The sequence below is a fragment of the Candidatus Fukatsuia anoeciicola genome (assembly GCF_964059965.1).
GTDB lineage: Bacteria > Pseudomonadota > Gammaproteobacteria > Enterobacterales > Enterobacteriaceae > Fukatsuia > Fukatsuia anoeciicola.
The window spans coordinates 772,293-797,359 of the sequence record NZ_OZ060923.1 but is presented as its reverse complement, the minus strand read 5'-3'; the positions used below and the strand labels follow the sequence as shown (position 1 = coordinate 797,359).

Annotated in this window: 15 protein-coding genes and 2 tRNA genes; 4 read left to right on the top strand and 13 right to left on the bottom strand. The window is 28.7% G+C overall.

The features are described from left to right. Positions 1-157 precede the first annotated feature (157 nt). The 4 genes from AB4W73_RS02550 to coaE all read left to right on the top strand — a co-directional run bounded on the left by AB4W73_RS02550 (position 158) and on the right by coaE (position 5,182). Complete coding sequence (locus AB4W73_RS02550; protein ID WP_367680283.1) at positions 158-910, top strand: UDP-2,3-diacylglucosamine diphosphatase; 753 nt, start codon at positions 158-160, stop codon at positions 908-910. A gap of 224 nt (positions 911-1,134) precedes the next feature. Continuing rightward, positions 1,135-1,659: a 5-(carboxyamino)imidazole ribonucleotide mutase gene (gene purE / locus AB4W73_RS02545; protein ID WP_367680282.1), complete on the top strand. Its 525-nt coding sequence runs from the start codon at positions 1,135-1,137 to the stop codon at positions 1,657-1,659. Beyond that, a complete protein-coding gene (purK, locus tag AB4W73_RS02540) occupies positions 1,656-2,738 on the top strand; it encodes a 5-(carboxyamino)imidazole ribonucleotide synthase (protein ID WP_367680281.1) in 1,083 nt (360 codons plus the stop codon). Before purE ends, purK begins: the two co-directional genes overlap by 4 nt. A gap of 1,826 nt (positions 2,739-4,564) precedes the next feature. Continuing rightward, entirely contained in the window at positions 4,565-5,182 is a 618-nt protein-coding gene (coaE, locus tag AB4W73_RS02535) for a dephospho-CoA kinase (RefSeq protein ID WP_367680280.1), read from the top strand. Between the two features lie 509 nt (positions 5,183-5,691). Here coaE and truB read toward each other — a convergent pair. The 13 genes from truB to clpP all read right to left on the bottom strand — a co-directional run bounded on the left by truB (position 5,692) and on the right by clpP (position 23,828). Continuing rightward, positions 5,692-6,657 carry a tRNA pseudouridine(55) synthase TruB gene (truB, locus tag AB4W73_RS02530; RefSeq protein ID WP_367680279.1) on the bottom strand — a complete coding sequence of 322 codons (966 nt, stop codon included), beginning with the start codon at positions 6,655-6,657 and terminating at the stop codon, positions 5,692-5,694. Then, positions 6,657-7,076, bottom strand: a complete 420-nt coding sequence (rbfA, locus tag AB4W73_RS02525; RefSeq protein ID WP_367680278.1) for a 30S ribosome-binding factor RbfA — start codon at positions 7,074-7,076, stop codon at positions 6,657-6,659. The genes truB and rbfA overlap by 1 nt, the downstream gene beginning before the upstream one ends. A gap of 101 nt (positions 7,077-7,177) precedes the next feature. Next, entirely contained in the window at positions 7,178-9,790 is a 2,613-nt protein-coding gene (gene infB / locus AB4W73_RS02520; protein WP_367680277.1) for a translation initiation factor IF-2, read from the bottom strand. Between the two features lie 20 nt (positions 9,791-9,810). Next, entirely contained in the window at positions 9,811-11,337 is a 1,527-nt protein-coding gene (nusA, locus tag AB4W73_RS02515; RefSeq protein WP_367680276.1) for a transcription termination factor NusA, read from the bottom strand. A gap of 753 nt (positions 11,338-12,090) precedes the next feature. Further along, a tRNA-Met gene (locus AB4W73_RS02510) sits at positions 12,091-12,167 on the bottom strand. A 60-nt stretch (positions 12,168-12,227) separates the two neighbouring features. Next, positions 12,228-12,314: transfer RNA gene (locus tag AB4W73_RS02505), tRNA-Leu, on the bottom strand. A gap of 49 nt (positions 12,315-12,363) precedes the next feature. Continuing rightward, positions 12,364-12,690: a preprotein translocase subunit SecG gene (gene secG, locus AB4W73_RS02500; RefSeq protein ID WP_367680275.1), complete on the bottom strand. Its 327-nt coding sequence runs from the start codon at positions 12,688-12,690 to the stop codon at positions 12,364-12,366. Positions 12,691-12,876: 186 nt separating this feature from the next. Beyond that, on the bottom strand, positions 12,877-14,223 hold the full coding sequence (gene glmM, locus AB4W73_RS02495; protein WP_367680274.1) for a phosphoglucosamine mutase: 1,347 nt from the start codon (positions 14,221-14,223) through the stop codon (positions 12,877-12,879). After that, positions 14,220-15,080 carry a dihydropteroate synthase gene (gene folP / locus AB4W73_RS02490; RefSeq protein WP_367680273.1) on the bottom strand — a complete coding sequence of 287 codons (861 nt, stop codon included), beginning with the start codon at positions 15,078-15,080 and terminating at the stop codon, positions 14,220-14,222. Before folP ends, glmM begins: the two co-directional genes overlap by 4 nt. A gap of 2,048 nt (positions 15,081-17,128) precedes the next feature. Next, complete coding sequence (gene ppiD / locus AB4W73_RS02485; protein WP_367680272.1) at positions 17,129-19,003, bottom strand: peptidylprolyl isomerase; 1,875 nt, start codon at positions 19,001-19,003, stop codon at positions 17,129-17,131. Positions 19,004-19,079: 76 nt separating this feature from the next. Beyond that, positions 19,080-21,446: an endopeptidase La gene (gene lon, locus AB4W73_RS02480; RefSeq protein ID WP_367680271.1), complete on the bottom strand. Its 2,367-nt coding sequence runs from the start codon at positions 21,444-21,446 to the stop codon at positions 19,080-19,082. Between the two features lie 193 nt (positions 21,447-21,639). Further along, positions 21,640-22,899, bottom strand: coding sequence for an ATP-dependent protease ATP-binding subunit ClpX (gene clpX, locus AB4W73_RS02475; protein ID WP_367680270.1), 1,260 nt, complete (start codon positions 22,897-22,899; stop codon positions 21,640-21,642). Between the two features lie 260 nt (positions 22,900-23,159). Then, positions 23,160-23,828 carry an ATP-dependent Clp endopeptidase proteolytic subunit ClpP gene (clpP, locus tag AB4W73_RS02470; RefSeq protein ID WP_367680269.1) on the bottom strand — a complete coding sequence of 223 codons (669 nt, stop codon included), beginning with the start codon at positions 23,826-23,828 and terminating at the stop codon, positions 23,160-23,162. Positions 23,829-25,067: the final 1,239 nt, after the last annotated feature.

Genomic DNA, 25,067 nt, shown 5'->3' with positions numbered 1-25,067 from the left:
TAGTAGGGCTACTATATTTTGTAAAAGTAGTTAAAAGTCTGAATATAGTGAATAAGATTAAGAGTGTGAAAAATTAATTATAGAATATAATTTAAAATATATCCGAAAAAACATTATTATTAATAATATAATAGCTTAGCATATTACTGTTACGAGGATGAAAACACTTTTTATTGCAGATTTACACCTTAGTATTCAACAACCGGCGATTACTGCTGGTTTTATGCGTTTTTTACAGTCTGAGGCTATTTATGCTGATAGCCTATATATTTTAGGTGATTTTTTTGAAGCTTGGATTGGTGATGATGATCCTAATCCTCTTTACCGACAAGTTGCTAGTGCGCTCGGATCTTTACAACAACAAGGTATTCCTTGTTATTTTATTCATGGGAATCGTGATTTTTTACTTGGAAAAAATTTTGCTAAAGAAAGTGGAATGATTTTGTTAGCACAAGAAAAGGTCATTACTCTATATGGTCGCAAAATTCTACTTTTACATGGGGATGCACTTTGTACTGATGATATTAACTATCAACGTTTTCGTCGTAAAATGCATAATTTATTGATTCAGAAGTTATTTCTATGGTTACCTTTAAGTATACGTTTAAGTATTGCTACAAAATTATGCCAACATAGCAAACAAAGTAATACAGACAAATCAGAAATTATTATGGACGTAAATCAACAAACCGTTATTGATATATTACAACGTAATCATGTTAATTGGATGATTCACGGGCATACCCATCGTCCAGCAATTCACTCCATTGAGTTGCCAAAAAATGATTTATCTACAACTATCTTACCAAAGATAGTAGCTCATCGAGCGGTATTAGGCTCATGGCATGAGCAAGGTTCAATGATTAAAGTTACGGCAGAAACTGTTGAATTAATTCCATTTCCTCTATAATAAAATCAAGAGTTTACTTTAAATTTTTTTACTATATTAAAAAGTAAATAGGTAAAAATTGAAGTTTACTTTATATATAAAATATTAGGAAGTAATTAAATATTCAAGCATAGTTTTAATAAAAAATTAATAAACATAAAAATTTTATACATATCCTTAATATATTAGTTCTAGTCAATACTAGTATATTTATAAATTCTAAAAATAATAGGAGCCTTATATTTATGCTAGCTAATCTTAACTCAGCTTATCCAGTTGAGGCTAAAGTTGCCATTATTATGGGTTCAAAAAATGACTGGTCTACAATGCAATATTCCGCTAGTTTACTTACTGAGCTAAAGATTCCATTTTATATTGAAATTATTTCTGCCCATCGTACACCAGATAGATTATTTAGTTTTGCTGAAAAAGCTAAAGAAGTAGGTTTGCATGTAATTATAGCTGGAGCTGGTGGTGCAGCTCATCTTCCAGGTATGTTAGCAGCAAAAACACTTGTGCCAATATTGGGTGTTCCATTACCAAGCACAATCTTAAACGGTATAGATAGTCTTTATTCAATTGTGCAGATGCCTCGAGGTATTCCTGTAGGAACTCTCGCTATTGGTAAAACAGGAGCAGCTAACGCTGCATTATTAGCGGCACAAATTTTAGCATTACATGATAAATCTATAACAGAACACCTTATCTCATGGCGTAATAAACAAACTAAAGCAGTACTTAATAATGCGAATTTAAGGGAAAATATATGAAACCAGTTTGCGTTCTTGGTAATGGTCAATTAGGACGTATGCTACGTCAGGCTGGTGAATCTTTAGGAATTAAAGTCTATCCTATTGGTTTAGATGCTAAACTAGAAACAATACCTTACCAGGAAAGCATTATTACTACTGAAATTGAATGTTGGCCAGAAACAATTTTAACTAGAAAACTAGCTAAGCAAGAAACATTTATTAATCGTGATATCTTTTCATGTTTAGCTGATCGCATGAAACAAAAAGAATTACTAGATAATCTTGGATTGCCAACAGCACCTTGGTTATTTTTAGAAAATACTGAACAGTATAAAAAGATATTTACTATATTTAACCAATTTGTCATTGTTAAACGTCGAACTGGTGGTTACGACGGTCATGGTCAGTGGCGTTTAAACCAAGGTGAACAATACCATCTGCCGCTAGATATTTATGGCAAATCTATTATTGAACAAGGGATAAATTTTTCTGCTGAGGTATCATTAATTGGTGCTCGTAGCAATAAAGAGAGGTTAGTATTCTATCCATTAACTAGTAATTTACATAAAGAAGGTATTTTACGCATTAGCGTTACTATTCCTCAACTAAGTAAGAAGTTGCAGCAAAAAGCAGAAACTATGTTATCAATGATTATGAAAAAATTAAATTATATTGGTGTAATGACAATGGAATGTTTTATTGATGGTAATAACTTATTAGTTAATGAATTAGCCCCTCGTGTTCATAATAGTGGTCATTGGACACAGAACGGAGCATCTATCAGTCAATTTGAATTACATTTGCGAGCAATTCTTAATTTACCATTACCAAAACCAGTAGTTAATAGTCCATCAGTTATGATTAATTTAATTGGCACTCCTATTAACTATGCATGGTTATCACTACCACTAATACATTTACACTGGTATGAAAAAGAAGCAAGGGTAGGCCGTAAATTAGGTCACTTGAATATGACAGACCTTAATACCAAACGACTTTCTAGTGCACTAATAAAGTTAGCTCCATTATTACCAAACGAATATCAACATAGTATAAATTGGGCAATACAAAAATTATCATCTATACTAGGATCATGATTTAAAATAAATGATATATTTAACTAATAAATATTATTATTAATCCTGTGTATTATCACATAAACTTCAATTAATATTATAAAAATAATTTAATAATTTTTATTATTATTTAGTTTAGTTAGTAGTATTTCTTTAAGTACTTCATTGCTTATTATGTAGTATAGATATAAATAATTTATTTTTATATAATATTAGGGTAACTTAATTTTTATTTTTTGTAATTAATTTATATAACTTCTATTATAAAAATATTTTAATATCCCAAAATTATTTATCGAGTTAAAAGTATTATAGATAAAGGTATAACCCTATGTATTATATTATTAATAAGTCATGCAATATGCTAACATTGTTGATGTGTTGCTTAATAAGTTTTTTAAGAAACTAGTATCAATATAAAGATGTTAGTATAAATTACTTTAAAAGAGACTTTATAAAATAAAGAGTAATAAATTTATTATAAAAGAAATTTTTTATATTTTAATTAATATTAACTTAGTATCTTTAAAAAGATGATAAGGATATTGAATAAATAAATATAATAAAAGAAAGGGGAGAGATTTTCAATTTCTAGTCCATGTTTAGAAAAACTATATATTAATAACCTTTAAATATCCACTTAAATATCCTAATTATTTTTTATTAACCAAAACTATGAGATAAACAGAATATATACTATAAGAGGTGCTATATAACGTAATTAAATTTATTAATAAATACTAATCAATAGTAATAGTAAATTACTTATTTTTATAAGTAATTTGTATAATATATGCTATAAGTATATGCTATAAAATTATTGGTTAATAATAGAATAATTTAGTTATTAAAATGTAATAAATACTAATATTCTTTTCTAAAAATTATCTCTTATAACAATATTAATACTGTTATTAATATTGTTATTTACTTCAAGTTGCTAATTTTAGCATGACAAATTTTCGTATAGTATCAAGTACTATGAAACTTAATATTATATTATGCTGTAACATTAATAGTTATTTATTATTTTTAATAAGTAATTACACGCCTTAAAAGCTAAGGCTAAATATTAATTAGCATTTTATAGGTGGAATTCTAGGGATAAGTAATAAAAATTAAAATACGCTACTAATGTAATATTTAAAGTTATTACTACTAGTAATACACAACCTTTTAATTATTTTATAGTATAAAATATACTAATACCTTTATAATATATTATTGTTGTTAACAATAATAAGGTAATAATAATTTCATATAAGCTAGTAATTTAATTAGAACTATTGATAATATTTTAAAACTAATTATCCCAAGTAAAAATCCCCAACAAGTAAAATATAATTTAGTTATTTTGATAATTTAATTTATATTCTTAAATTTTATTTGTTTCATACTTAAATTATAGAATTTAATTTATATAAAACTACTATTTAATAGTAAAATAATTATTAACTTTAACTAATCTAGTTATAAATATCTAACTAAAGAGAAAAAATATTTTTTGTATTAAACGGCTACTAAGAAAATAAAAGATAGGTAGTTTCTTGAATTTTAAAGTTAAAATAACTAAATAAAACTTATTAGTTGAATATATTATAATAAGATTACAGTATTAAATAATATCACTTATATGTAGATTAATTCTTCTAACAGTAATGTATAAAAGAAATATAATATTAGAAAGTAACTTTCTATATTAAAAACTAAAATTATTAAGTAATTAGTAAAGTAAATTCTATAAATTAATAAATTAAAACAAAGTAATGTTACTTTTACTATAAATAATAATAAGATAAGAAACATTCACGATTTGATATCGTAGGGTATAATTTATAGGTAGCAAAATGACTTATATTGTCGCTCTTACTGGTGGAATTTGCAGCGGAAAGAGTACTATCGCTAATATTTTTGCTGGGCTAGGTGTTCCTTTAGTAGATGCTGATATTATTGCACGTCAAGTAATTCAGTCTGATGCTAGTATATTAAATAAAATTATTGCTCATTATGGTCATAGTATACTACTCTCTAATGGTTCCCTAAACCGAAAGAAATTACGACAAAAAATATTTAGCAAGCAACGAGAAAGAACATGGTTAAATTCGTTGTTGCACCCCCTTATTAGACGAGAAACAAAATTAAGAATTTCCTTAGTTAAAAAATCATACGTGCTTTGGATTGTTCCTTTATTATTTGAAAACAGCTTACATAACAAAGCTAATCGAATATTATTAATTGATGTTATTCCAGAAATACAATTAACTAGAGTAATAGCAAGAGATGGTATAACTTACGAACAAGCAGAACAAATTTTGGCTTCACAAGCTTCTCGTGAACAGCGTCTAATTTATTCTAATGATGTTATTATTAATAATGGTGAACTTACAACTATTAATGAAAGTATTACTTTTTTACATAAATTATATTTAAAGTTAGCAATAATATTCCAACAAAAAACTAATTAATAATTACTACTATCTTAGTTAGATACATTGAATATTAATTAAATAAAGAATATAAATATAGTTTTATATTTAATTTTTATTGCAAAAACTAATAAATTAAAAAATTTAAATAGTATTATTAATACATTAATTTTTTCCGTATTTTAGTATGTAATAATCTAAAAAATTTATTTTTTATTTTTAAATTTAATAAGACTATAGTATTAGTTACTTATTACTTATTACTTATTACTTATTACTTATTACTTATTACTTATTTAACTTATGATAAAATAGTTAGCTAACATAAAGTAAGGGGTTCTTATCGATCTTTTACAGTGAACGTTGCTAGATTATTAATTTAGATGAGTTAGTTAATAAAAAATATACTTTAACCAGAAAAAATTTTAGAAATAATGAATAAAAGGTTAATATTAAATCTAGATAAATATAATAATTATTTAGATATATTATACGAAATTTGTCTTTAATTAAAATAAGATAACATATTTCTTTTCTTTAGTAAAAAATTAGTTTTTACGCTCAACAATTAAGCGCTTTGGCACGACATAATTATTATTAATAATACCAATACCAATAAAATAATGTTCTGCACCTTCAGTAATACGTACTATGCTAGTAGAAAGAGCAGTAGAAACCTGAACTGGTTGACCTTGTTTTATATAAGTGGCAGCAATCGGTGATAAATTAACTTCAGGAAAATTTAATACTGCACTTTCCATGGGTAATAGTAACGCGTCTAATGTTTGATATAATGAGTTTTGTCTAGCTAACTTAGTTTGTGTTGATTCGATTTTTTTTAATTTAATAAGTATATTTAATTGCTCTAAAGTTATCATATGTTCATATGGATATGTAGCAACTTGTAAACGACGTAATTGACTTACATGAGCACCGCAGCCTAATAATTCACCTAAATCATCGATAATAGTACGAATATAGGTGCCTTTAGAACAATAAATTTCTAACTCTAAACTAAACTCATTTCTACGAATAAGTTGCAGATCAAAAACAGTAATAGTACGTGCTTTACGTTTTATGTTAATTCCTTGTCGAGCATATTGATATAATGGTTTCCCATGATATTTTAATGCTGAATACATTGAGGGTATTTGTAAACTATCACCTAGAAAATGTTGTAACGCTTTCTCTAACTGGATTTGTGTAAAAATTGGTTTTCTTTCGGCAATTACAAAACCTTCCGTATCTGATGTATTTGTTCTCTGTCCTAAATGTGCAATTACATGATAACGTTTATTTGAATTAAGCAAAAATTGAGAAAATTTAGTTGCTTCACCAAAGCAAATAGGTAGCATACCCGTTGCCATTGGATCTAATGCTCCAGTATGGCCTACATGGTTAGCAGCAAAAATACGTTTAACTTTTTGTAAAACATTATTTGAAGAGATTTTAGCTGGTTTATCTAATAATAAAATACCATTAATATCACGACCGTGGTGACTTGGGCGTCCCATTATACTTCCTTGTTGCTATTATTATAATATTTGTAATTATAATATTTAGTATTTTTTTGTAAAACATTATTAATAAGATTAGAGATTCGTGTCCCTTCTGCTAAGGAATTATCATAAAAGAAACTAATATTAGGCACTATACGTAAGCGCATTGTCTTTCCTAATAAGTTACGAATATAACCAGAAGCATCTTGTAAGATAGTAATACCGTTAGTGATCACTTTAGAATCCGAGTTTTTAGTTAATATATTTAAAAAAGTGACAAATACTTTAGCACAAGTAAGATCACGAGAAATTTCAACACTCGAAACTGTTACCATGCATATTCGTGGATCTTTGATTTCACGTTGCAAAATAATGGCAATCTTTTTTTTTATTTCTTGGGCAACACGTTGAGCACGGCTAAATTCTTTTATCATTTGACTACCCAAACAAGATAAAGGGAAACAATCTAAAAATAGACTTCTTGTAAAAGCATATAGCTTTTACAAGAAGTCTATTATGAGTAACTATAAGGATATCAGGTGATGGTACGTTTAATTTCAATAGTTTCAAATACTTCAATTATATCACCAGCACAGATATTATTATAATTTTTAATACCAATACCACATTCTGTATTATTACGAACTTCGTTAATGTCATCTTTAAAACGACGTAAAGATTCTAGCTCGCCTTCATAAATGACAATATTATTACGTAAAATACGAATTGGACTATTACGCTTAATAATACCTTCTATCACCATGCAACCCGCAATAGCACCAAATTTTGGTGATGTAAAAACACTGCGAACTTCTGCTAGACCAATAGTTTGTTGTTTATATTCAGGAGTTAACATTCCACTTATTGCTTGTTTAATTTCATCAATTAAGCTATATATAACAAAATAATAACGTAGATCTAGATTTTCGCTGTCTATTATTCGGCGTGCTGATGCATCTGCCCGTACATTAAAGCCAATGATAATAGCATTAGAAGCAGCTGCTAAAGTTGCATCAGTTTCAGTAATACCTCCAACACCAGATCCTACAATTTTTACTTTTACTTCATTAGTAGATAATTGCTTAAGAGCATCACAAATAGCCTCACAAGAACCCTGTACATCAGATTTTAGTACAATATTTAATTCTGAAACCTCACCTTCAGTCATGTTAGTGAATATATTTTCTAGTTTTAATTTTTGCTGACGTGCTAATTTAACATCACGGAATTTACCTTGTCTATATAAGGCTACTTCGCGGGCTCTTTTTTCGTCACGTACTACTGTTATTTTATCTCCAGTAGCAGGAATGCTCGATAATCCAAGAATCTTTACCGGAACGGAAGGTCCTGCAGAAAGGATTGTACGTCCTATTTCATTGCGCATAGCTCGGATGCGGCCATATTCAAAACCACATAGTACAATATCACCTTTATTTAAGGTGCCTTCTTGTACTAATACAGTAGCAACTGGTCCATGACCTTTATCTAGGAAAGATTCAATAACCACACCACTTGCCATACCACTGCGAACTGCGTGTAATTCAAGTACTTCAGCTTGTAGAAGAATTGCATTTAATAATTTATCAATACCGGAACCAGTTTTTGCCGATACATAGATAAATTGACAATTACCTCCCCACTCTTCCGGTTGGATATCATATTGAGATAATTCTGTTTTAACACGTTCAAGATTAGCTTCTAATTTATCTATTTTATTAATTGCAACTACAATAGGTACTTGTGCGGCTTTAGCATGTTGGATAGCTTCAATTGTTTGTGGCATAACACCATCATCAGCTGCTACAACAAGCACAACAATATCAGTAACTTTAGCACCACGAGCACGCATTGAAGTGAAGGCCGCATGTCCTGGGGTATCCAAAAAAGTTACCATACCATTTCCAATTTTAACACGATAAGCACCAATATGCTGCGTAATACCGCCAGCCTCTCCTGTTGCAACTTTAGTTGAACGAATGAAATCTAGTAGTGAAGTTTTACCATGATCAACATGTCCCATTATAGTTACAACTGGCGCTCTCAATTCTAAATTAACTCCTGTATCACGATCGCTCATAAGCGCTTCTTCGAGCTCATTTTCGCGCCGTAGAATAACTTTATGGCCCATTTCTTCGGCAATTAACTGTGCTGTTTCCTGATCAATAATTTGATTAATTGTCGCCATAGCCCCTAGTTTCATCATTACTTTTATAACCTGAGAACCTTTAACTGCCATTTTATTAGCCAGTTCAGCAACTGATAATGTTTCACCAATAATCACATCACGATTAACGGCAATAACTGGCTTATTAAAACTTTGTTGCAAAATGCTTGGTTTGCGTTTATTTTTACGAGCTATAATACGAACTTCTTCCCGATCAGCTTTATGCTCAAAAAGTTTATTACCTTTTTTATGTTTTATCACTTTACTACTACGGCTACGGCTACGGCTACGACTACGGCGACTACCTTCAACTTTAGCATCGTTTTCATCTTCCGCTGCCTGTGCATGTTGTGAAGTTGTCATATGATAATCAACAGATTCAATTTGATCATCTATAGTTTTTGACCATTTACCTTCATTCTCTATTGCCATCTTACGAATTTCTTCAGCAAGATATTTTGTATTTTCTTTGACTTTACGATATGTTTCTTGTTCAACAGAACGTTTTATTTCAGCAGCTTTAATCTCATTACGTACTGTTTTATTTTGTACAAAGTTATTTTTCTTTTCATAAGAGGTTTGACGTATTATTTTTTCTCTTTCTATTACTTGCTTAGTTTTTTTTTCAGTAATTTTTTGGGCTTCATTTTTTGTTATAAATTTTATTTGTTCTTCTGTTTTAGCAGATTCTGTTTCTAACATATTAATATAAGTACGTTTTTTCCTAACTTCAATTTGTACTGATTTATTTTTTCCACCGATACTTGGAATATTTACAGTACTACGTATTTTACGTTGTAACGTAAGTTTATTTGGAACACTACCGTGTTCACGTTTTAAATACGCTAATAATGTTTCCTTCTCTTGCTGAGTAACAGAATCAGTTTTAAATTTATTGATCCCTGCTGCTATAAAATGTGCGACTAAGCGTTCAACTGGAGTTTGAATTTCTATTGCTAATGATTTTATTGTTATGTCTGTCATGCTGTTTTCCCTGCTACGATTTATTTCGTATCATCGCCAAACCAACAGATATTACGGGCGGTCATAATTAGCTCACCCGCTTTCTCGTCGCTAAGTCCTTTAATACTTGTTAAATCACTGACACCTTGCTCGGCAAGTTCTTCTAACGTGCATATACCAACTGCAGCTAGCTTAAATGCCATATCGCGTTTTAGGCCAGTTAAATTTAATAAGTCATTAGTGGGTTTGTATTTGCCAAGATTCTCTTCCTGCGTTAAAGCTAGTGTAGTCAAGGCGGCTTTAGCGCGTTCGCGCAGTTTCTCAACCATATCTTTATCAAAATCATTGATTGCTAATAACTCTTTTATCGGTATATAGGCTAATTCTTCCAAAGAAGAAAAACCTTCTTCAACTAAAATAGTAGCAAACTGCTCATCTATATTAAGATATTTGATAAAAATACTTATAGTGGCATAGGTTTCGGCATAGTTTTTTGCTTTAAGCTTATCCTCCGTTATGACATCTAATACCCATTTAGGAGCGTTTTCATCTTTTGCGTAATTTATGAGAGCTGTAGCTAAACGTACATTCTGACCATTACGACCAATTGCTTGCGCTAGATTATCAGCTTTAACAGCTACATCTATGGTATGCTTATCTTCATCAACTATAATTGATTCAACATCGGCTGGTGCCATGGCATTAACAACAAATTTAGTAAACTCATCATCCCACAAAACAACATCAATTCGTTCTCCACATAGTTCTTTAGAGACAGCTTGAACACGAGCTCCACGCATGCCAACGCAAGCACCTACAGGATCAATGCGTTTATCTTTAGTTTTGACAGCTATTTTAGCACGAGAAGTTGGCTCACGGGCAACTGCCTTAATTTCAATTATTCCTTCACCAATTTCTGGTACTTCAATACGAAATAGTTCAATTAATATTTCAGGACGCGAACGGCTTACAAATAGCTGAGGCCCGCGTACCTCAGGACGAATATCGTACAGAACACCACGAATACGATCGCCAGAACGTATGTTTTCATATGGTAATTTATCTTCACGACAAATAATAGCTTCAGCATTATTGCCATTTTTGACGAGTTCTAGAATGATATTATCATTACTTACCTTTTTAACGATGGCAGTTACAATTGTATTTAAGTCTTTTCGATATAACTCTACTACCATTGCTCGTTCAGCTTCACGTATTTTTTGTACAATAACCTGCTTAGCCGTTTGGGTAGTGATTCGATCAAAAGTAATAGATTTAATTTGTTCTTCAATATAATTATTTTTTTGGATAGTTGAATCTTCATATTGTGCGGCTTCTAGCGTAATCTCACGGGTTGGCATAGTTACTTCACTAACAACTTTCCAGCGACGAAAGGTATTAAAATCTCCTGTTTTACGATTAATTTTAATACGCACGTCAATTTCTTGTTCATATTTTTTTTTAGTTGCTGTTGCTAAAGCAATTTCTAATGCCTCAAATACCTTCTCAATTGGAAGGGCTTTTTCATTGGAAACTGCTTCTGTAACAGCCAGGATCTCTTTATTCATCCTAATTGCCTTATCCAAATTTTAAAAATGTGGTAACCAAGTTCGATTTTTAGATATTACTTAGTGTAAATACTTCATCTTTTTTATACGTAGTAACCGTAATTGTTTCTCCTTTAACGGCTTTAATGACGCCTTTCTATTTATGATATTTTGTATTGCTGTAAGTAATACTAAACTAATTTTTTCCACTAGATAGCGAGTATAATGTTTAGATCTAAATAAGGGACGATCAAAATTAGTAGGTGAAATCTTTAAATTATAAGAAACATTAATGGTATCTATAATATTTAATATTATGTTAATTTGATAACCAATATCAATATAAGCATTAATAGTGAGTTATTATTCCTATTACCAACATAGACGCTTAACGTTAATTAACGTTTCTAGATAAATTCAATATTAACTAGTTCATAACCTAAAGCTTTGACTAGTGCTAAAAAATTAATAAAGGTAATTTTATTTAAATGTAGCAAGTCTACTTCTAAGACGTAAAAAAAGGGCCTAATAGCCCAATATTTCAATATTTAAATATTTCAATAAAATGCAAAATAAATAGATATAAATAATTATAAATGATTAATACATAATATATTTTTATAAGCTATTATAATCTATCTAAGTTTACGTATTATTTTAAATGATACATGATAGTTTAATAAAAAAACTATAATTATAGTACTAATAAAAAATTTTTTCAAACTTATAAGTAAAAGTCATGAAACAGCATATTTGAAAAAATATTTTAAGAAATGGTTGCGGGAGTCGGATTTGAACCGACGACCTTCGGGTTATGAGCCCGACGAGCTACCGAACTGCTCCATCCCGCGTTTAAAAAACCTAATAAGTATATGTTGATAATTAAGTAAAAGCAAGCTATCTCTATTATTTGGTACCGAGGACGGGATTTGAACCCGTAAGCCTAATTAGGCACTACCACCTCAAGGTAGCGTGTCTACCAATTTCACCACCTCGGTACTAATATAGTTTTAAAAAATTTATTAAATTTATAGCAATTTTTTATGATTACTGTGGAATATCATTATTTGGTTTTAATAATTTATCTACTTGTTGATTATTAACAGGTTGATCTAAATTTTCCCATTTATGCCCTTTATATTGTTGTTTAGTACTCATATTTCCTAATACAAGACTAATAATAAAAAGTAACATTGCTAATATAACTGTCATTCGGATTATAAAATTACTAGAACCATTAGATCCAAATAAAGTTGTAGAAGCACCTACTCCAAATGAAGTACTTGCATCTACACCTTTCCCTTGTTGTAACAAGATAAGTGTAATTAATCCTATTGCAATTAATAGGAAAAATATCAGAAGAACTATATACATAATTATACCTACATTATTGGTAGTTTACTATATTTAACTTTTTAAAACTAGCATGAATAATAAATAAAGTGTTTAATCTATGCAAAAATAATTTTTGATAGCAAAAATTTATTTATGAAACAAAGTTATATTTTTAATAAAAAATATTTTTTAGTAGAAGTTTGCTATTTTATTTATTATAAGCAATTAACTTGCTAGTTTTACTGCTTTAGTAATACGATTAGCTAGATACTTTATTGTTTCTTTGTCTTTTTTGCCTTCAACCATAATTCGGATTAAAGGCTCTGTACCTGATTTACGTAATAATACACGTCCCTGTCCTGCTAACTCGGTTTTAACTTGTTGAGCTATTTTAGTTACTGCTAATGATTCTAAAGGATTATAATCTCTATTTAAGTGTACATTTACTAAAATTTGCGGCCATAATTGTATATCGCGACAAAGATCATATAAACTTTTATTATTACGTACCATAGCAGCAAGTATTTGTAAACCCGCGATGATACCATCACCTGTCGTTGTTTTATCTAATAGAATTACATGACCGGAATTTTCTGCACCAATACGCCAACCTTTTTCTTGCATTTTTTTTAATACATAACGATCACCAACTTTTGCCCGTGTAAAAGGAATACTCCGTTGCTTCAGGGCTAGCTCTAGCCCCATATTACTCATTAAAGTACCAACAACGCCGCCTCCCTTCAATTGCCCTTGATTTAATTCTTCATTAGCAATAATATAGATAATTTGGTCACCATCAACCTTATTACCTAAGTTATCAACCATTATTAAACGATCACCATCACCATCAAATGCTAAACCAACATCTACTTTCTTAGCACAAACTTGCTTTTGCAACATATTAGTATCAGTTGCACCACATTTTTTATTAATATTCATACCATCAGGTTCGCAACCAATAGAAATAACTGTTGCTCCTAGTTCGCGCAATACACTAGGTGCAATATGATAGGTTGCACCATGTGCACAATCAACAGCTATTGTTAAATTATTTAAATTAAGTTCACTAGGAAAGCTCCCTTTACAAAATTCAATATAACGTCCTGCCGCATCAACAATTCGTTTAGCTTTACCTAACTTTGCAGAAGGAACGCAGGTAAGAGGTTCTTCCATTGTAGTTTCAATAGCTTTTTCTATGTTATCAGGTAATTTTTTGCCATCAATGGAAAAAAATTTAATACCATTATCATCAAAAGGATTATGAGAGGCTGAAATTACTATACCAGCCTCAGCGCGAAAAGTACGAGTTAGATAAGCTATGGCAGGCGTGGGCATGGGGCCAGTAAATGCAGCTGATAACCCCGCAGCAGACAAACCTGCTTCTAGTGCAGATTCTAACATATAACCAGAAATACGAGTATCTTTACCAATAATAATTTTACGTGAACCATGCTGTCGCGCTAATACTTTTCCTGCTGCCCATCCTAGCTTTAATACAAAGTCAGGTGTAATAGGCTTATTGCCTACTTTGCCGCGAATACCATCTGTACCAAAGTATTTACGATTACTCATAATTTACTTAATTCCTTTTCAGAAAGTGCTGCTCTAACAATATACATTGCTTCGACGGTTTCTTTAACATCATGTACTCTAATAATTTTAGCGCCTGACATTGCTGCAATAACTGCACAGGTAATACTACCAATAACCCGCTGCTTCGGAAGAGTATCAAGTAAGATTTGTCCAACCATCGATTTTCGTGACATACCTACTAATAGTGGTAAATTAAAATGATGAAATTTTTCTAAGTGCATTAATAATCGATAATTATGCGCTAACGTTTTGCCAAAACCAAAACCAGGATCTAATAATAATTTATTTTTTGCAATACCTGCCATGATACAGCTATCAATACGCTGTTGAAAAAAATTATTAATCTTAGTTAGTAGATCATCATAGTGTAGTGATTGTTGTATATATTTTAGATTCTTTTGAGTATGATGCATTAAACAAATAGGCAAATTAGTTGCCGCAGCTGCTTTTAATGCACCTGGTTCTTGTAACGCACGTACATCATTAATTAAATGGACGCCAGCTTTAGCAGCTTCAGTAATAACTTGTGCTTTATAAGTATCAACTGATAGCCAAATTTTAAAATCAGCCGCCAAAGATGTTAGGTGTTCTATAATAGGAATAATCCGATCTAGTTCTTCTTGTTCACTTACTGGTCTTGCTCCTGGACGAGTAGATTCACCACCAATATCAATTAGTGTTGCGCCTGCTGTAATCATAGTTTTGGCATATTTAAATGCTTTGTTGAGGTTATTATGCTGCCCTCCATCAGAAAAAGAGTCTGGTGTTATATTTAAAATACCCATCACTTGTGGTTGACAAAGATCTAAGATTGAATTTCTAGCAATCAATTGCATATAATTTCACTTTATAGATGAGAATATGAAAATAGGATATTTTATAGATTAAACTTCTTTAAAAATATTATTTATCTAATTTTTTATGTTATAAATAACTATAATTAGATTGCACCTTAATTCAAACCATTATTACCTATTTTAGTAATAATCCAATATAACTTAGATTATTTAATTATACTAATAGCATTTTATTTAATGTATACTAACTTGATAATTATAATTATAATTATAATTATTGCATTACTTTTTAGTATCAAAGAATTTTCTTTATTTTTTAAAAAATATTAAGTTTAAATAAATTTTACTAGTCTTGAATAATCTATATTTATCACTATTTTTATTATAAGGTATATTTATACATAAAATCCTTAAGTAATCTAAAATTATAATATCTTTTATTAAAAAATAGTTATGCAGGTAACTGCCTTTGCTTTTTGTCTGCGATTGCTGGTTCTTTTTAAGAACATATCTTTTTTATAAATAAAACTCTTTATGTTTTTATTAATTTAACAGTATTTAGTAGCATTAATAAATATATGCTGATACTGTATATTACTTTTAATATATAATTATTACTTATTCTATAATTTTAGTTAATAGAAAAATAACTATAATACTTTTGTGAATGCTTGAAAATTATTAATAAATAATTAACTAAACATAACCTAAATTTTTTAATTACTGTTATTTATTTAGGCTAAATGTGATAAATTTTTGTTAGTTTTATAAATATCTAGTATTACTATTATGAATAACTATAAAGTAAAAATTAGAATATTCTTTTAAACCTAAACTATAGTTAAATTTAAATAAGAATATCAATAGATGTAATAAATTTTTTTATTTAAAAAATAGTTATTTTTATTTATTATTTTTAATATGAATTAGATGTATTATATAAAATTTATTTATTGATAAAAAATTATATTTATTATTATTTATAACTTATATTTAAATTGACTCTATAATTGCTATATTAAATATATATTACCTATTTTAAATAAATTTTAAGTAATATTAATACTACTTTTAAATTATTTATATATATTTTTTAAAAAATTAAATTCAATAAAAGAATTAGAAATATTTTTCTAACTAACTAACTAACTAACTATTAATCCATTATTTAGTAATAACCTATAATTTAAGTATACTACTACTCTTATAGTATTTTATAGCTTAAAAGTTATTTAAATTATTAAATTTTTAATAATAATAAATAGGGTTAATTTACGATCAAAATAAAAATTAAAGTAGCTTAACATTATTATGTTTAATAAAAGCTATGGATAAATTTAAAATAATAAAGAGTTAGCTAACATCTATTAAAAAATAATTTTTTATAAAAATTTATAACTATTTTTTAATAAAACAAATAGGTGCTTTATTATTATACTATTCATAACTTAAAGGTTAAAAAATATAAAATATACCTAATAATTAGTTTATATAAATAAGATATAAAATATAATTTTTTACTTACATATAGTTATATAAATTATTTTAATATCTTTAAAAGATATAGAAAATTTTTTATTTAAAGAAATAAATAAAAACAGTAGCGTACCTTACTTATTTATTTCTATATAGCTGGTATTTATAATATTTAATCTATCTTGGATTGCTATTATTTTAACAAGGGTTAAAATTCTTCCATCTATTTAATTTATACTAAAAATACTAAAAAATCTATTTTATTACATTTTAATTATAAATAATATAATTGTAAGAAAAAATTTAAGTTACAAAACTAGTGTAATAATTTAAGGTTAAGATTATAAAATCTTAGATATCTCATTATAAATCTAATGAAAGATAAAAAATAATAAAAAAGTAAACCTATACTTTAACCTTTAGTTACTATGTTTATAGTAGTGCTATATGAATACTCTTAATATTATTACATCACTACTTTTTAGACATAAAACTTACTTGTACCACAACTTATTAGCTGGTAATTTTTAGTAAAAAATATGAGATAAACTCACAAATTAGTATCATTTAGCTGCTTATTTTTTATCAATAGATATTGATACTTACTATTATTATTGTTCTATCATATTTATTTTTATAGTTGCTTTTTGGTATAGGTTTGTCATTAATGTTGCAAAAGTTATTTCGTTAGTACTCTGCTGCATCTGACTAATAAAATTTTTTATTTCGTTCTTAGGTAGCTTACCTGGAGTAATATTTAGTAATTCAATTAATACTATGTTATTTTGACTATCTTGAGATAAACCATATACTGGCTTATTTTTTTGTGGCGGTGATAGTTTAAAGATAGTTTTGGTTAGTAATCCATCATTTATAGAACGTGACATGGTTTTTTTCTTAGTAAATTTTAGCTTTATAGTTTTAATTGCAGTAGTATCTTTATTTTGCTTTAATATTGCTAAAATTTTTTTACTCTCAGCTTGAGCAAAGTATTGCGCTTTTTGATATTTAACTAATGTAATTAGTTCGTTATGGATCTGTTTAAAAGGTTTTATTTTTTCAACTTTATGTTTAGCTATACGAATAATAAAAGCTTTACCCTCTTCAACAGTAATGATATCAGAATTATTACCAGCTCTTTCTTTTGTTCTAATTAAAGAACCATCAAACATTATTTGTATTAAGGGGTTAAAGTTAAGTTTTTTAGGAACTGTTGCACGTGTAAACCAGTCAGTCTGTTGAATTTTTAGTCCTGTTATTTTTTCAATAGACATTAATGAATCATTATCTTTAGTAGCTGCTATGCTGGCTTTTTGTTGTAATACGTAATAGGTATCTAGCGCTTTTTCCTGTCTCACTTGTTTAGCTAGTTCACTTTGTATTTCATTTAATGGTTTAATATATTCTGTTTGAATATCATTTAAACGTATCAATAAATACCCTACTGAAGATTTTATAACACCTGAAAGTTGTCCTTTTTTAGTTAGATTAGCTTGTTTAAACTCATTACCAATAGTTTCAGTTTGTAACCAACCTAAGGCACCACCTTTTTTGCGTGAAATAATATCAGTTGATTTTTGTTTAGCTAGTATTTCAAAATTAGCACCGTTTTTTAGTTTATACAAAGTAGACTCTGCTTCTTTTTTAGTTTTAAATTGAATTACACTAAAATTTTTACGTTCTGGTTGTTTGTAGTTATTTTTATGCTGATTATAATAAGCTTGAATGTCCTTTTTATTAACTATAATTTTATCTTGTATTGCTGTTGCATCTATCTCAATAAAGTTAACTTTTATTTCTTCCGGTGTGATAAAATTATTTTTATGTTGATCGTAATAAGTTTGTAATTCTATTTCTGTTGTTTTTTGTTGAGTTTGTAATTTACTAATATTGAATGTTGCTAAACGGACATCACGTTGTTGTAAAATTAATTCTGATATATCTTTAATTTCTCTAGGTAAAATAAATTCGCTATTGCTAATCGCTTGTAATAGTTGTTTTATAATTATCTGCTGACGCTGTAGTTGAGCAAAATATTCAGCTGTATATCCCATACTAGTAATTAGGCTAAGATATTTAGCATTATCAAATTTATTATCTATCTGAAAATAAGGAATCTGGCGAATTGATGCTTTTACTTGTTCATCACTAACTGTTAAACCAAGTTTTTCAGCGTATTGATTAAGTAATGTACTGTTAATTAACTGTTTAAGTGCTTGCTGGCGTAACTGCTTCATATAACTTTCGTTACTTGCTAAGGTAAAAAATTGTTCTCCTAATTGTTGTTGTAAACGGAAACGTTCACCTTGAAATACTTCTTCTAACTGTTTATAATTAATTTTTTTGCCATTAACTTTAGCAGCATACTTATCATTCTCATCTATTAAATAGCTACTGATACTGGTTAGTATAATAGAGAGGATGATTAAGGTAACGATAATCTTAAGAATAATACTCTTAGTTACTGCACGTGGTTTTTCTATCATAAAATAACAATACTCTACTGTGTATAGTAACTGATAAACTAGACAGATTTACCAGCATTAACATTATTAATGTTTATCATGCATCTTCACTCTTTAAAGGAGATAGTTGTGTACTAAAAGGTGGATTTTGCAATGCTAAAGTTAAAACATCATCAATAGCTTTTACTGGATAAATAATGAGATCAATAATTATATTATTGGGGATTTCTTCTAGGTTACGTCTATTTTCATCAGGAATCAATACTATTTTAATACCACCACGATGCGCTGCTAGTAATTTTTCTTTTAAACCACCGATAGGTAATACCTGTCCACGTAATGTGATCTCACCTGTCATTGCAACATCTGCACGTACTGGATTTCCAGTTAGACAAGAAACTAATGCTGTACACATTGCAATACCAGCACTTGGGCCGTCTTTTGGGGTTGCCCCTTCTGGAACATGTACGTGAATATCATGTTTTTCATGAAAATCAGCAGCGATACCTAATTTATCAGCACGAGCACGTACTACCGTTAATGCCGCTTGAATAGATTCTTGCATCACTTCACCTAGCGAGCCTGTATAACTAAGTTTACTTTTTCCTGGAACACTAGCTGTTTCGATAGTAAGTAAATCACCTCCCGTTTCTGTCCAAGCGAGCCCAGTCACTTGTCCGATTCGATTTTCTGTATCTGCCCTACCATAGTTAATTTTTTGTATACCAAGAAAATCCTTTAAATTATCCTTATTAATCTTAATTTGCTTAAGAGATTTTTCTATTAATAATTTTTTAACTACTTTGCGACATAGTTTAGATATCTCACGTTCTAGACTGCGTACGCCTGCTTCTCTAGTATAAAAACGGATAATATTAACTATAGCATTATCTTCAATCGTTAATTCAGTTTTTTTAACCGCATTACGTTCAAATTGTTTTGGTAGTAAATGTTTTTTCGCAATATTAAGTTTTTCGTCTTCGGTATAACCAGAAAGACGAATTACTTCCATACGATCTAATAATGGCGCAGGAATATTCATTGAATTAGAAGTTGCTACAAACATTACATTAGATAGATCATAATCAACTTCAAGATAGTTATCATTAAATGCTATATTTTGTTCTGGATCAAGAACTTCTAGTAATGCTGAAGCTGGATCACCACGCATATCAGCAGCCATTTTATCAATTTCATCTAATAGAAAAAGCGGATTTTTTACCTTTACTTTAGCCATTTTCTGAATTAACTTACCTGGCATAGAACCAATATAAGTTTTACGATGACCGCGTATTTCAGCTTCATCACGTACGCCTCCTAGTGCCATACGTATATATTTACGGCCAGTTGCTTGGGCAATAGATTGACCAAGAGAAGTTTTACCAACTCCTGGTGGACCAACTAAACAGAGAATAGGACCCTTTATTTTATTAATACGACTTTGTACAGCAAGATATTCTAAAATACGTTCTTTAACTTGTTTTAAACCATAATGATCAGTATCCAATATTTGCTCTGCTTTAATTAAAGTTTTTTTAACTTTGCTACGACTACTCCAGGGTACTTGCAACATCCAGTCAATATAGCTACGTATAACCGTTGCTTCTGCTGACATTGGTGACATCATTTTCAGTTTTCGTAATTCAGTTTCAGTTTTTTCGCGTGCATCTCGTGGCATTTTTGACGCTTTAATTTTACGTTTTAGTATCTCCTGTTCATCAGGATTATTATCTATTTCTCCTAATTCTTTTTGAATTGCTTTCATTTGCTCATTAAGATAGTATTCACGTTGACTTTTTTCCATTTGTTTTTTTATACGACTACGGATACGTCTTTCAACCTGTAATAAATCGATTTCTGATTCTATCATTGTCATTAAGTATTCAAGACGCTTAGTCACCGAAAACATCTCAAGTACAGCCTGTTTATCACTTAGCTTTAATGGCATATGAGCAGTAATAGTATCAGCAAGGCGTGCTGCATCTTCAATATTATTTAAAGAAGTTAAAACTTCAGGAGGAATTTTTTTATTAAGTTTTATGTAACCTTCAAATTGGTTAATGGCTGTACGCATTAAAACTTCTTGTTCACGTTCATCTATTAGTACTGGTTTTAAATATTCAGCAAATGCTGAAAAATATTTACCACTATCTAAAAGCGTCGTAATATTTGCTCGCTGTAATCCTTCTACTAGCACTTTTACCGTACCATCTGGTAATTTTAACATTTGTAAAATAGAAGCTATAGTACCAACAGAAAATAGATCTTTAACACAAGGATCATCTGTTGAAGCTTCTTTTTGCGCAACTAACATGATTTTTTTATCATGATCCATCGCAGCTTCTAAGCAACGAATTGATTTTTCTCGACCTACAAACAATGGGATCACCATATAGGGGTAAACCACCATATCACGCAATGGTAATACAGGGATTTTTATGTGCTCAGAATGTTCAAGGTTCATAGAACTCTCTCTTAGCTTATTGCCTAACTTATAATAAATCTCATAAAATATGGGTCGTCACGAAGTTTACTATATAAATTTCTAACTATATTGGGATGAAAATATGAGATTCAATAATAATGATATAATGATAAAAACTAAAGATAAGACCCCGTCTTGCATTGCCTCTTTGAATTAATTATTCAACAATTACTTAAGTTTTAATATTATTATAAATCAATAATGGAGAAGATTGGCCAATTATAACTGATTCATCTATTACTACTTTATTTACTCTTTTCATTGATGGTAGATGATACATAGTATCTAGTAATACTTCTTCAAGAATAGAACGTAAACCACGTGCGCCTGTTTTATGTGTCATTGCCTTTTTGACAACTGCCATTAAAGCATCTTCACTGAATTCAAGTTTAACACCCTCTAGGTTAAATAGTATTTGATATTGCTTTGTTAATGCATTTTTTGGTTCTTTTAAAATCTTAATTAATGTATCTTCATTTAATTCACTGAGTGTTGTCATTACTGGTAAACGCCCTATAAATTCAGGAATTAAACCAAATTTAATTAAATCTTCCGGTTTGGTTTGTTTTAATAATTCGTTTTCATTTGCCTGTTCAGATATATTTTTCACTATAGCGCTAAAACCAATACCAGTACCAGTATTTATACGTTGATTAATAACTTTATCTAATCCAGCAAAAGCTCCACCACAGATGAAAAGAATTTTTGAAGTGTCAACTTGTAAGAAATCTTGTTGTGGATGTTTACGTCCGCCTTGTGGGGGTACTGATGCAATAGTGCCTTCTATTAGTTTTAATAGTGCTTGCTGTACGCCTTCACCAGAAACATCACGGGTTATTGATGGGTTATCTAATTTACGTGAAATTTTATCAATTTCATCAATATAAACAATGCCTAGTTGTGCTTTTTGTATATCGTAATCACATTTTTGTAATAGCTTTTGTATAATATTTTCTACGTCTTCTCCTACGTAACCGGCTTCAGTTAAAGTAGTCGCGTCCGCTATAGTAAAGGGTACATCTAAAAAACGAGCTAAAGTTTCTGCTAATAAGGTTTTCCCGCTACCAGTAGGACCAATCAATAAAATATTACTTTTACCTAACTCAACACCATTACTAATATGGCTATTACGAATACGTTTATAGTGGTTATATACCGCAACAGCTAATGCTTTTTTTGTTGATTCCTGTCCAACAACATAGTCATCAAGATGATGACGAATCTCCTGTGGTGTTGGTAATACGCTTTGTTCTTTGTATGACGGAACTGTTTCCTTGATTTCCTGGCGAATGATATCGTTACATAAATCAACACATTCGTTGCAGATATATACTGCTGAACCAGCAATTAATTTAAGTACTTCATCTTGATTTTTACCACAGAAAGAACAATATAATAGCTTTTCTGACCCCTTTTTGCATTTTTCTGTCATTAATAAACCTCTTTTTAGTCCTTATCACCATAGAATAAATACTATAATAAAGTAATCGTTTAAATTATTATTTAATATTCTATTATTGTGAAATATGATGGTAAATTCTTTAATATTGTTTGAATAATCTCTAATTTATATTAGAAAATGCTTATACCATAATATTTTACTATAGTAGATTTAATCGTCGAAATAAATCATTGATGAGGTTATATATAACATACATGTAGTGGAGTATACTTTATAACAGTGGAAGAAGATTATTTTTTACTTTTTTTGACACTATTTATTTTATTAGTATCAGATAAAATTCGATAAGCTAGTACACTATCTATTAAACCGTACTTAACTGATTCTTCGGCAGATAAAAAGTAGTCGCGTTCTGTATCTTTTTCTATTATTTTAAGTGGTTTACCTGTATGTTTTGCTATAAGTACATTAATACGTATTTTTGCTTTTAAAATTTCTTGAGCATGAATTTCTATATCACTAGCTTGACCTTGATAGCTACCTAACGGTTGGTGAATCATTACACGAGAATTAGGCAAACAATAACGTTTACCTTTTGCTCCAGCAGTCAATAGAAAAGCTCCCATTGAGCACGCTTGCCCAATACACATTGTACTAATATCAGGCTTAATAAACTGCATAGTGTCATAAATAGACATACCAGCTGTAACTACTCCTCCTGGTGAATTAATATACAGAAAAATATCTTTTTCTGGATTTTCAGCTTCTAAAAATAACATCTGCGCTACAATTAGATTAGCCATATGATCTTCAATTTGCCCGGTTAAAAAAATAACACGTTCTTTTAATAAACGAGAATAAATATCATAAGCACGTTCCCCGCGGGGAGTTTGATCTATAACCATTGGTACAAGAGCCATGTTTGATACAAATTGATTTTGTTTTTTATTATATGACATTGTTATATCCTAATAGCATTTAACATCATTTATTATAGATCTTACTTAAGATAATTAGTAATAATTAATAATAGCAATACAAACAAAAAACCTAAAGCTAATAACTACTAGTTTAATAAATTAAATATTTATTAATTAAATATTTTAAAATATCATATGTTAGTAGACAAGTTTATTAATTAACTAAAGGTAGTTATTTTTATTTATTTTAACTGTAACTAGGATCTTTTCTGCTACTTTTCTTCTAGAACTATATTGCATGTATTATTTATAGATTTTTCTGATTATTTTAAAAATTAAAGACTTGTTATAGATCTTCATAAAAAGATACCATTTTAATTAATTTCTTAATACGATTTTTATCTAATTTTAGTTTATTTTTATAGATAATTTTATAAAATAACAAGTTAGTAATAGTTTTATTTTAGTTTTATTTTTAAATTATTTACGTTATTTTAATGTCGCTATTTTGCTTTACTTCTAAATTATACGAGTTATTAGATAAAAGAATTAACTTTTCTAATAATTAAAATTTTTGGAACTTTGATCTTGTTTAGCTTGACTAAGTACTTTTAATTTTAGTTTTAACACGGTTATATATATGTTTTAATTCATATATATATTTTTATATATTTTATTATCAAACTAAGTTAAAAAGCTATTAGCTATACTAAAAATCTTTGATAAATTTTTCTATTAATCATATCAATTACTGTTTTCTAACTTTTTAAGAAGATAGCAAATTTAACTAATTTACCTTTAATATATCTAATATAATAATCTTTAAAAAATTTACTTTTATAATAGATTTTTGTTAATTTTATAACTAATAATGCTTTTAGCAAAACCTAGAATTATATACTATTAATAATTATAAAAAATTAAATATATTCTTTTAAACTTTATGCAGTTAATATAATTAGTAAAACTAAGTATAACTTAATCTTTTATTTATATAGTTATTTTATTTTCACTAACCTACTTATTATTTAATTAAAAATTTTAACATATTAGTACATTTGTATTACTGAGGATAATAATTAGTTATTTATTAGGATAGTTTTTAGATTTTTTTTATTTATCTAGAAAATAAATTAATTAATTGATAGAATTAATATTCTCTTAATCAAATACTTCAATAAAATAGTGACATATGAACTTACTAAGTATATTCTAAAAAAATAGAAAAATGAAAATGTTATTCAATAATATTTATTAGTATCTTTTTATTACTAAAGT

What these genes read in the sequence shown, in the direction of transcription:
- purE (WP_367680282.1), top strand. Translation starts at nt 1,135, where the DNA reads ATGCTAGCTAATCTTAACTCAGCTTATCCAGTTGAGGCTAAAGTTGCC.
- rbfA (WP_367680278.1), bottom strand. Translation starts at nt 7,076, where the DNA reads ATGATAAAAGAATTTAGCCGTGCTCAACGTGTTGCCCAAGAAATAAAA.
- truB (WP_367680279.1), bottom strand. Translation starts at nt 6,657, where the DNA reads ATGGGACGCCCAAGTCACCACGGTCGTGATATTAATGGTATTTTATTA.
- secG (WP_367680275.1), bottom strand. Translation starts at nt 12,690, where the DNA reads ATGTATATAGTTCTTCTGATATTTTTCCTATTAATTGCAATAGGATTA.
- AB4W73_RS02550 (WP_367680283.1), top strand. Translation starts at nt 158, where the DNA reads ATGAAAACACTTTTTATTGCAGATTTACACCTTAGTATTCAACAACCG.
- ppiD (WP_367680272.1), bottom strand. Translation starts at nt 19,003, where the DNA reads ATGATAGAAAAACCACGTGCAGTAACTAAGAGTATTATTCTTAAGATT.
- clpP (WP_367680269.1), bottom strand. Translation starts at nt 23,828, where the DNA reads ATGTCATATAATAAAAAACAAAATCAATTTGTATCAAACATGGCTCTT.
- clpX (WP_367680270.1), bottom strand. Translation starts at nt 22,899, where the DNA reads ATGACAGAAAAATGCAAAAAGGGGTCAGAAAAGCTATTATATTGTTCT.
- glmM (WP_367680274.1), bottom strand. Translation starts at nt 14,223, where the DNA reads ATGAGTAATCGTAAATACTTTGGTACAGATGGTATTCGCGGCAAAGTA.
- infB (WP_367680277.1), bottom strand. Translation starts at nt 9,790, where the DNA reads ATGACAGACATAACAATAAAATCATTAGCAATAGAAATTCAAACTCCA.
- lon (WP_367680271.1), bottom strand. Translation starts at nt 21,446, where the DNA reads ATGAACCTTGAACATTCTGAGCACATAAAAATCCCTGTATTACCATTG.
- purK (WP_367680281.1), top strand. Translation starts at nt 1,656, where the DNA reads ATGAAACCAGTTTGCGTTCTTGGTAATGGTCAATTAGGACGTATGCTA.
- coaE (WP_367680280.1), top strand. Translation starts at nt 4,565, where the DNA reads ATGACTTATATTGTCGCTCTTACTGGTGGAATTTGCAGCGGAAAGAGT.
- nusA (WP_367680276.1), bottom strand. Translation starts at nt 11,337, where the DNA reads ATGAATAAAGAGATCCTGGCTGTTACAGAAGCAGTTTCCAATGAAAAA.
- folP (WP_367680273.1), bottom strand. Translation starts at nt 15,080, where the DNA reads ATGCAATTGATTGCTAGAAATTCAATCTTAGATCTTTGTCAACCACAA.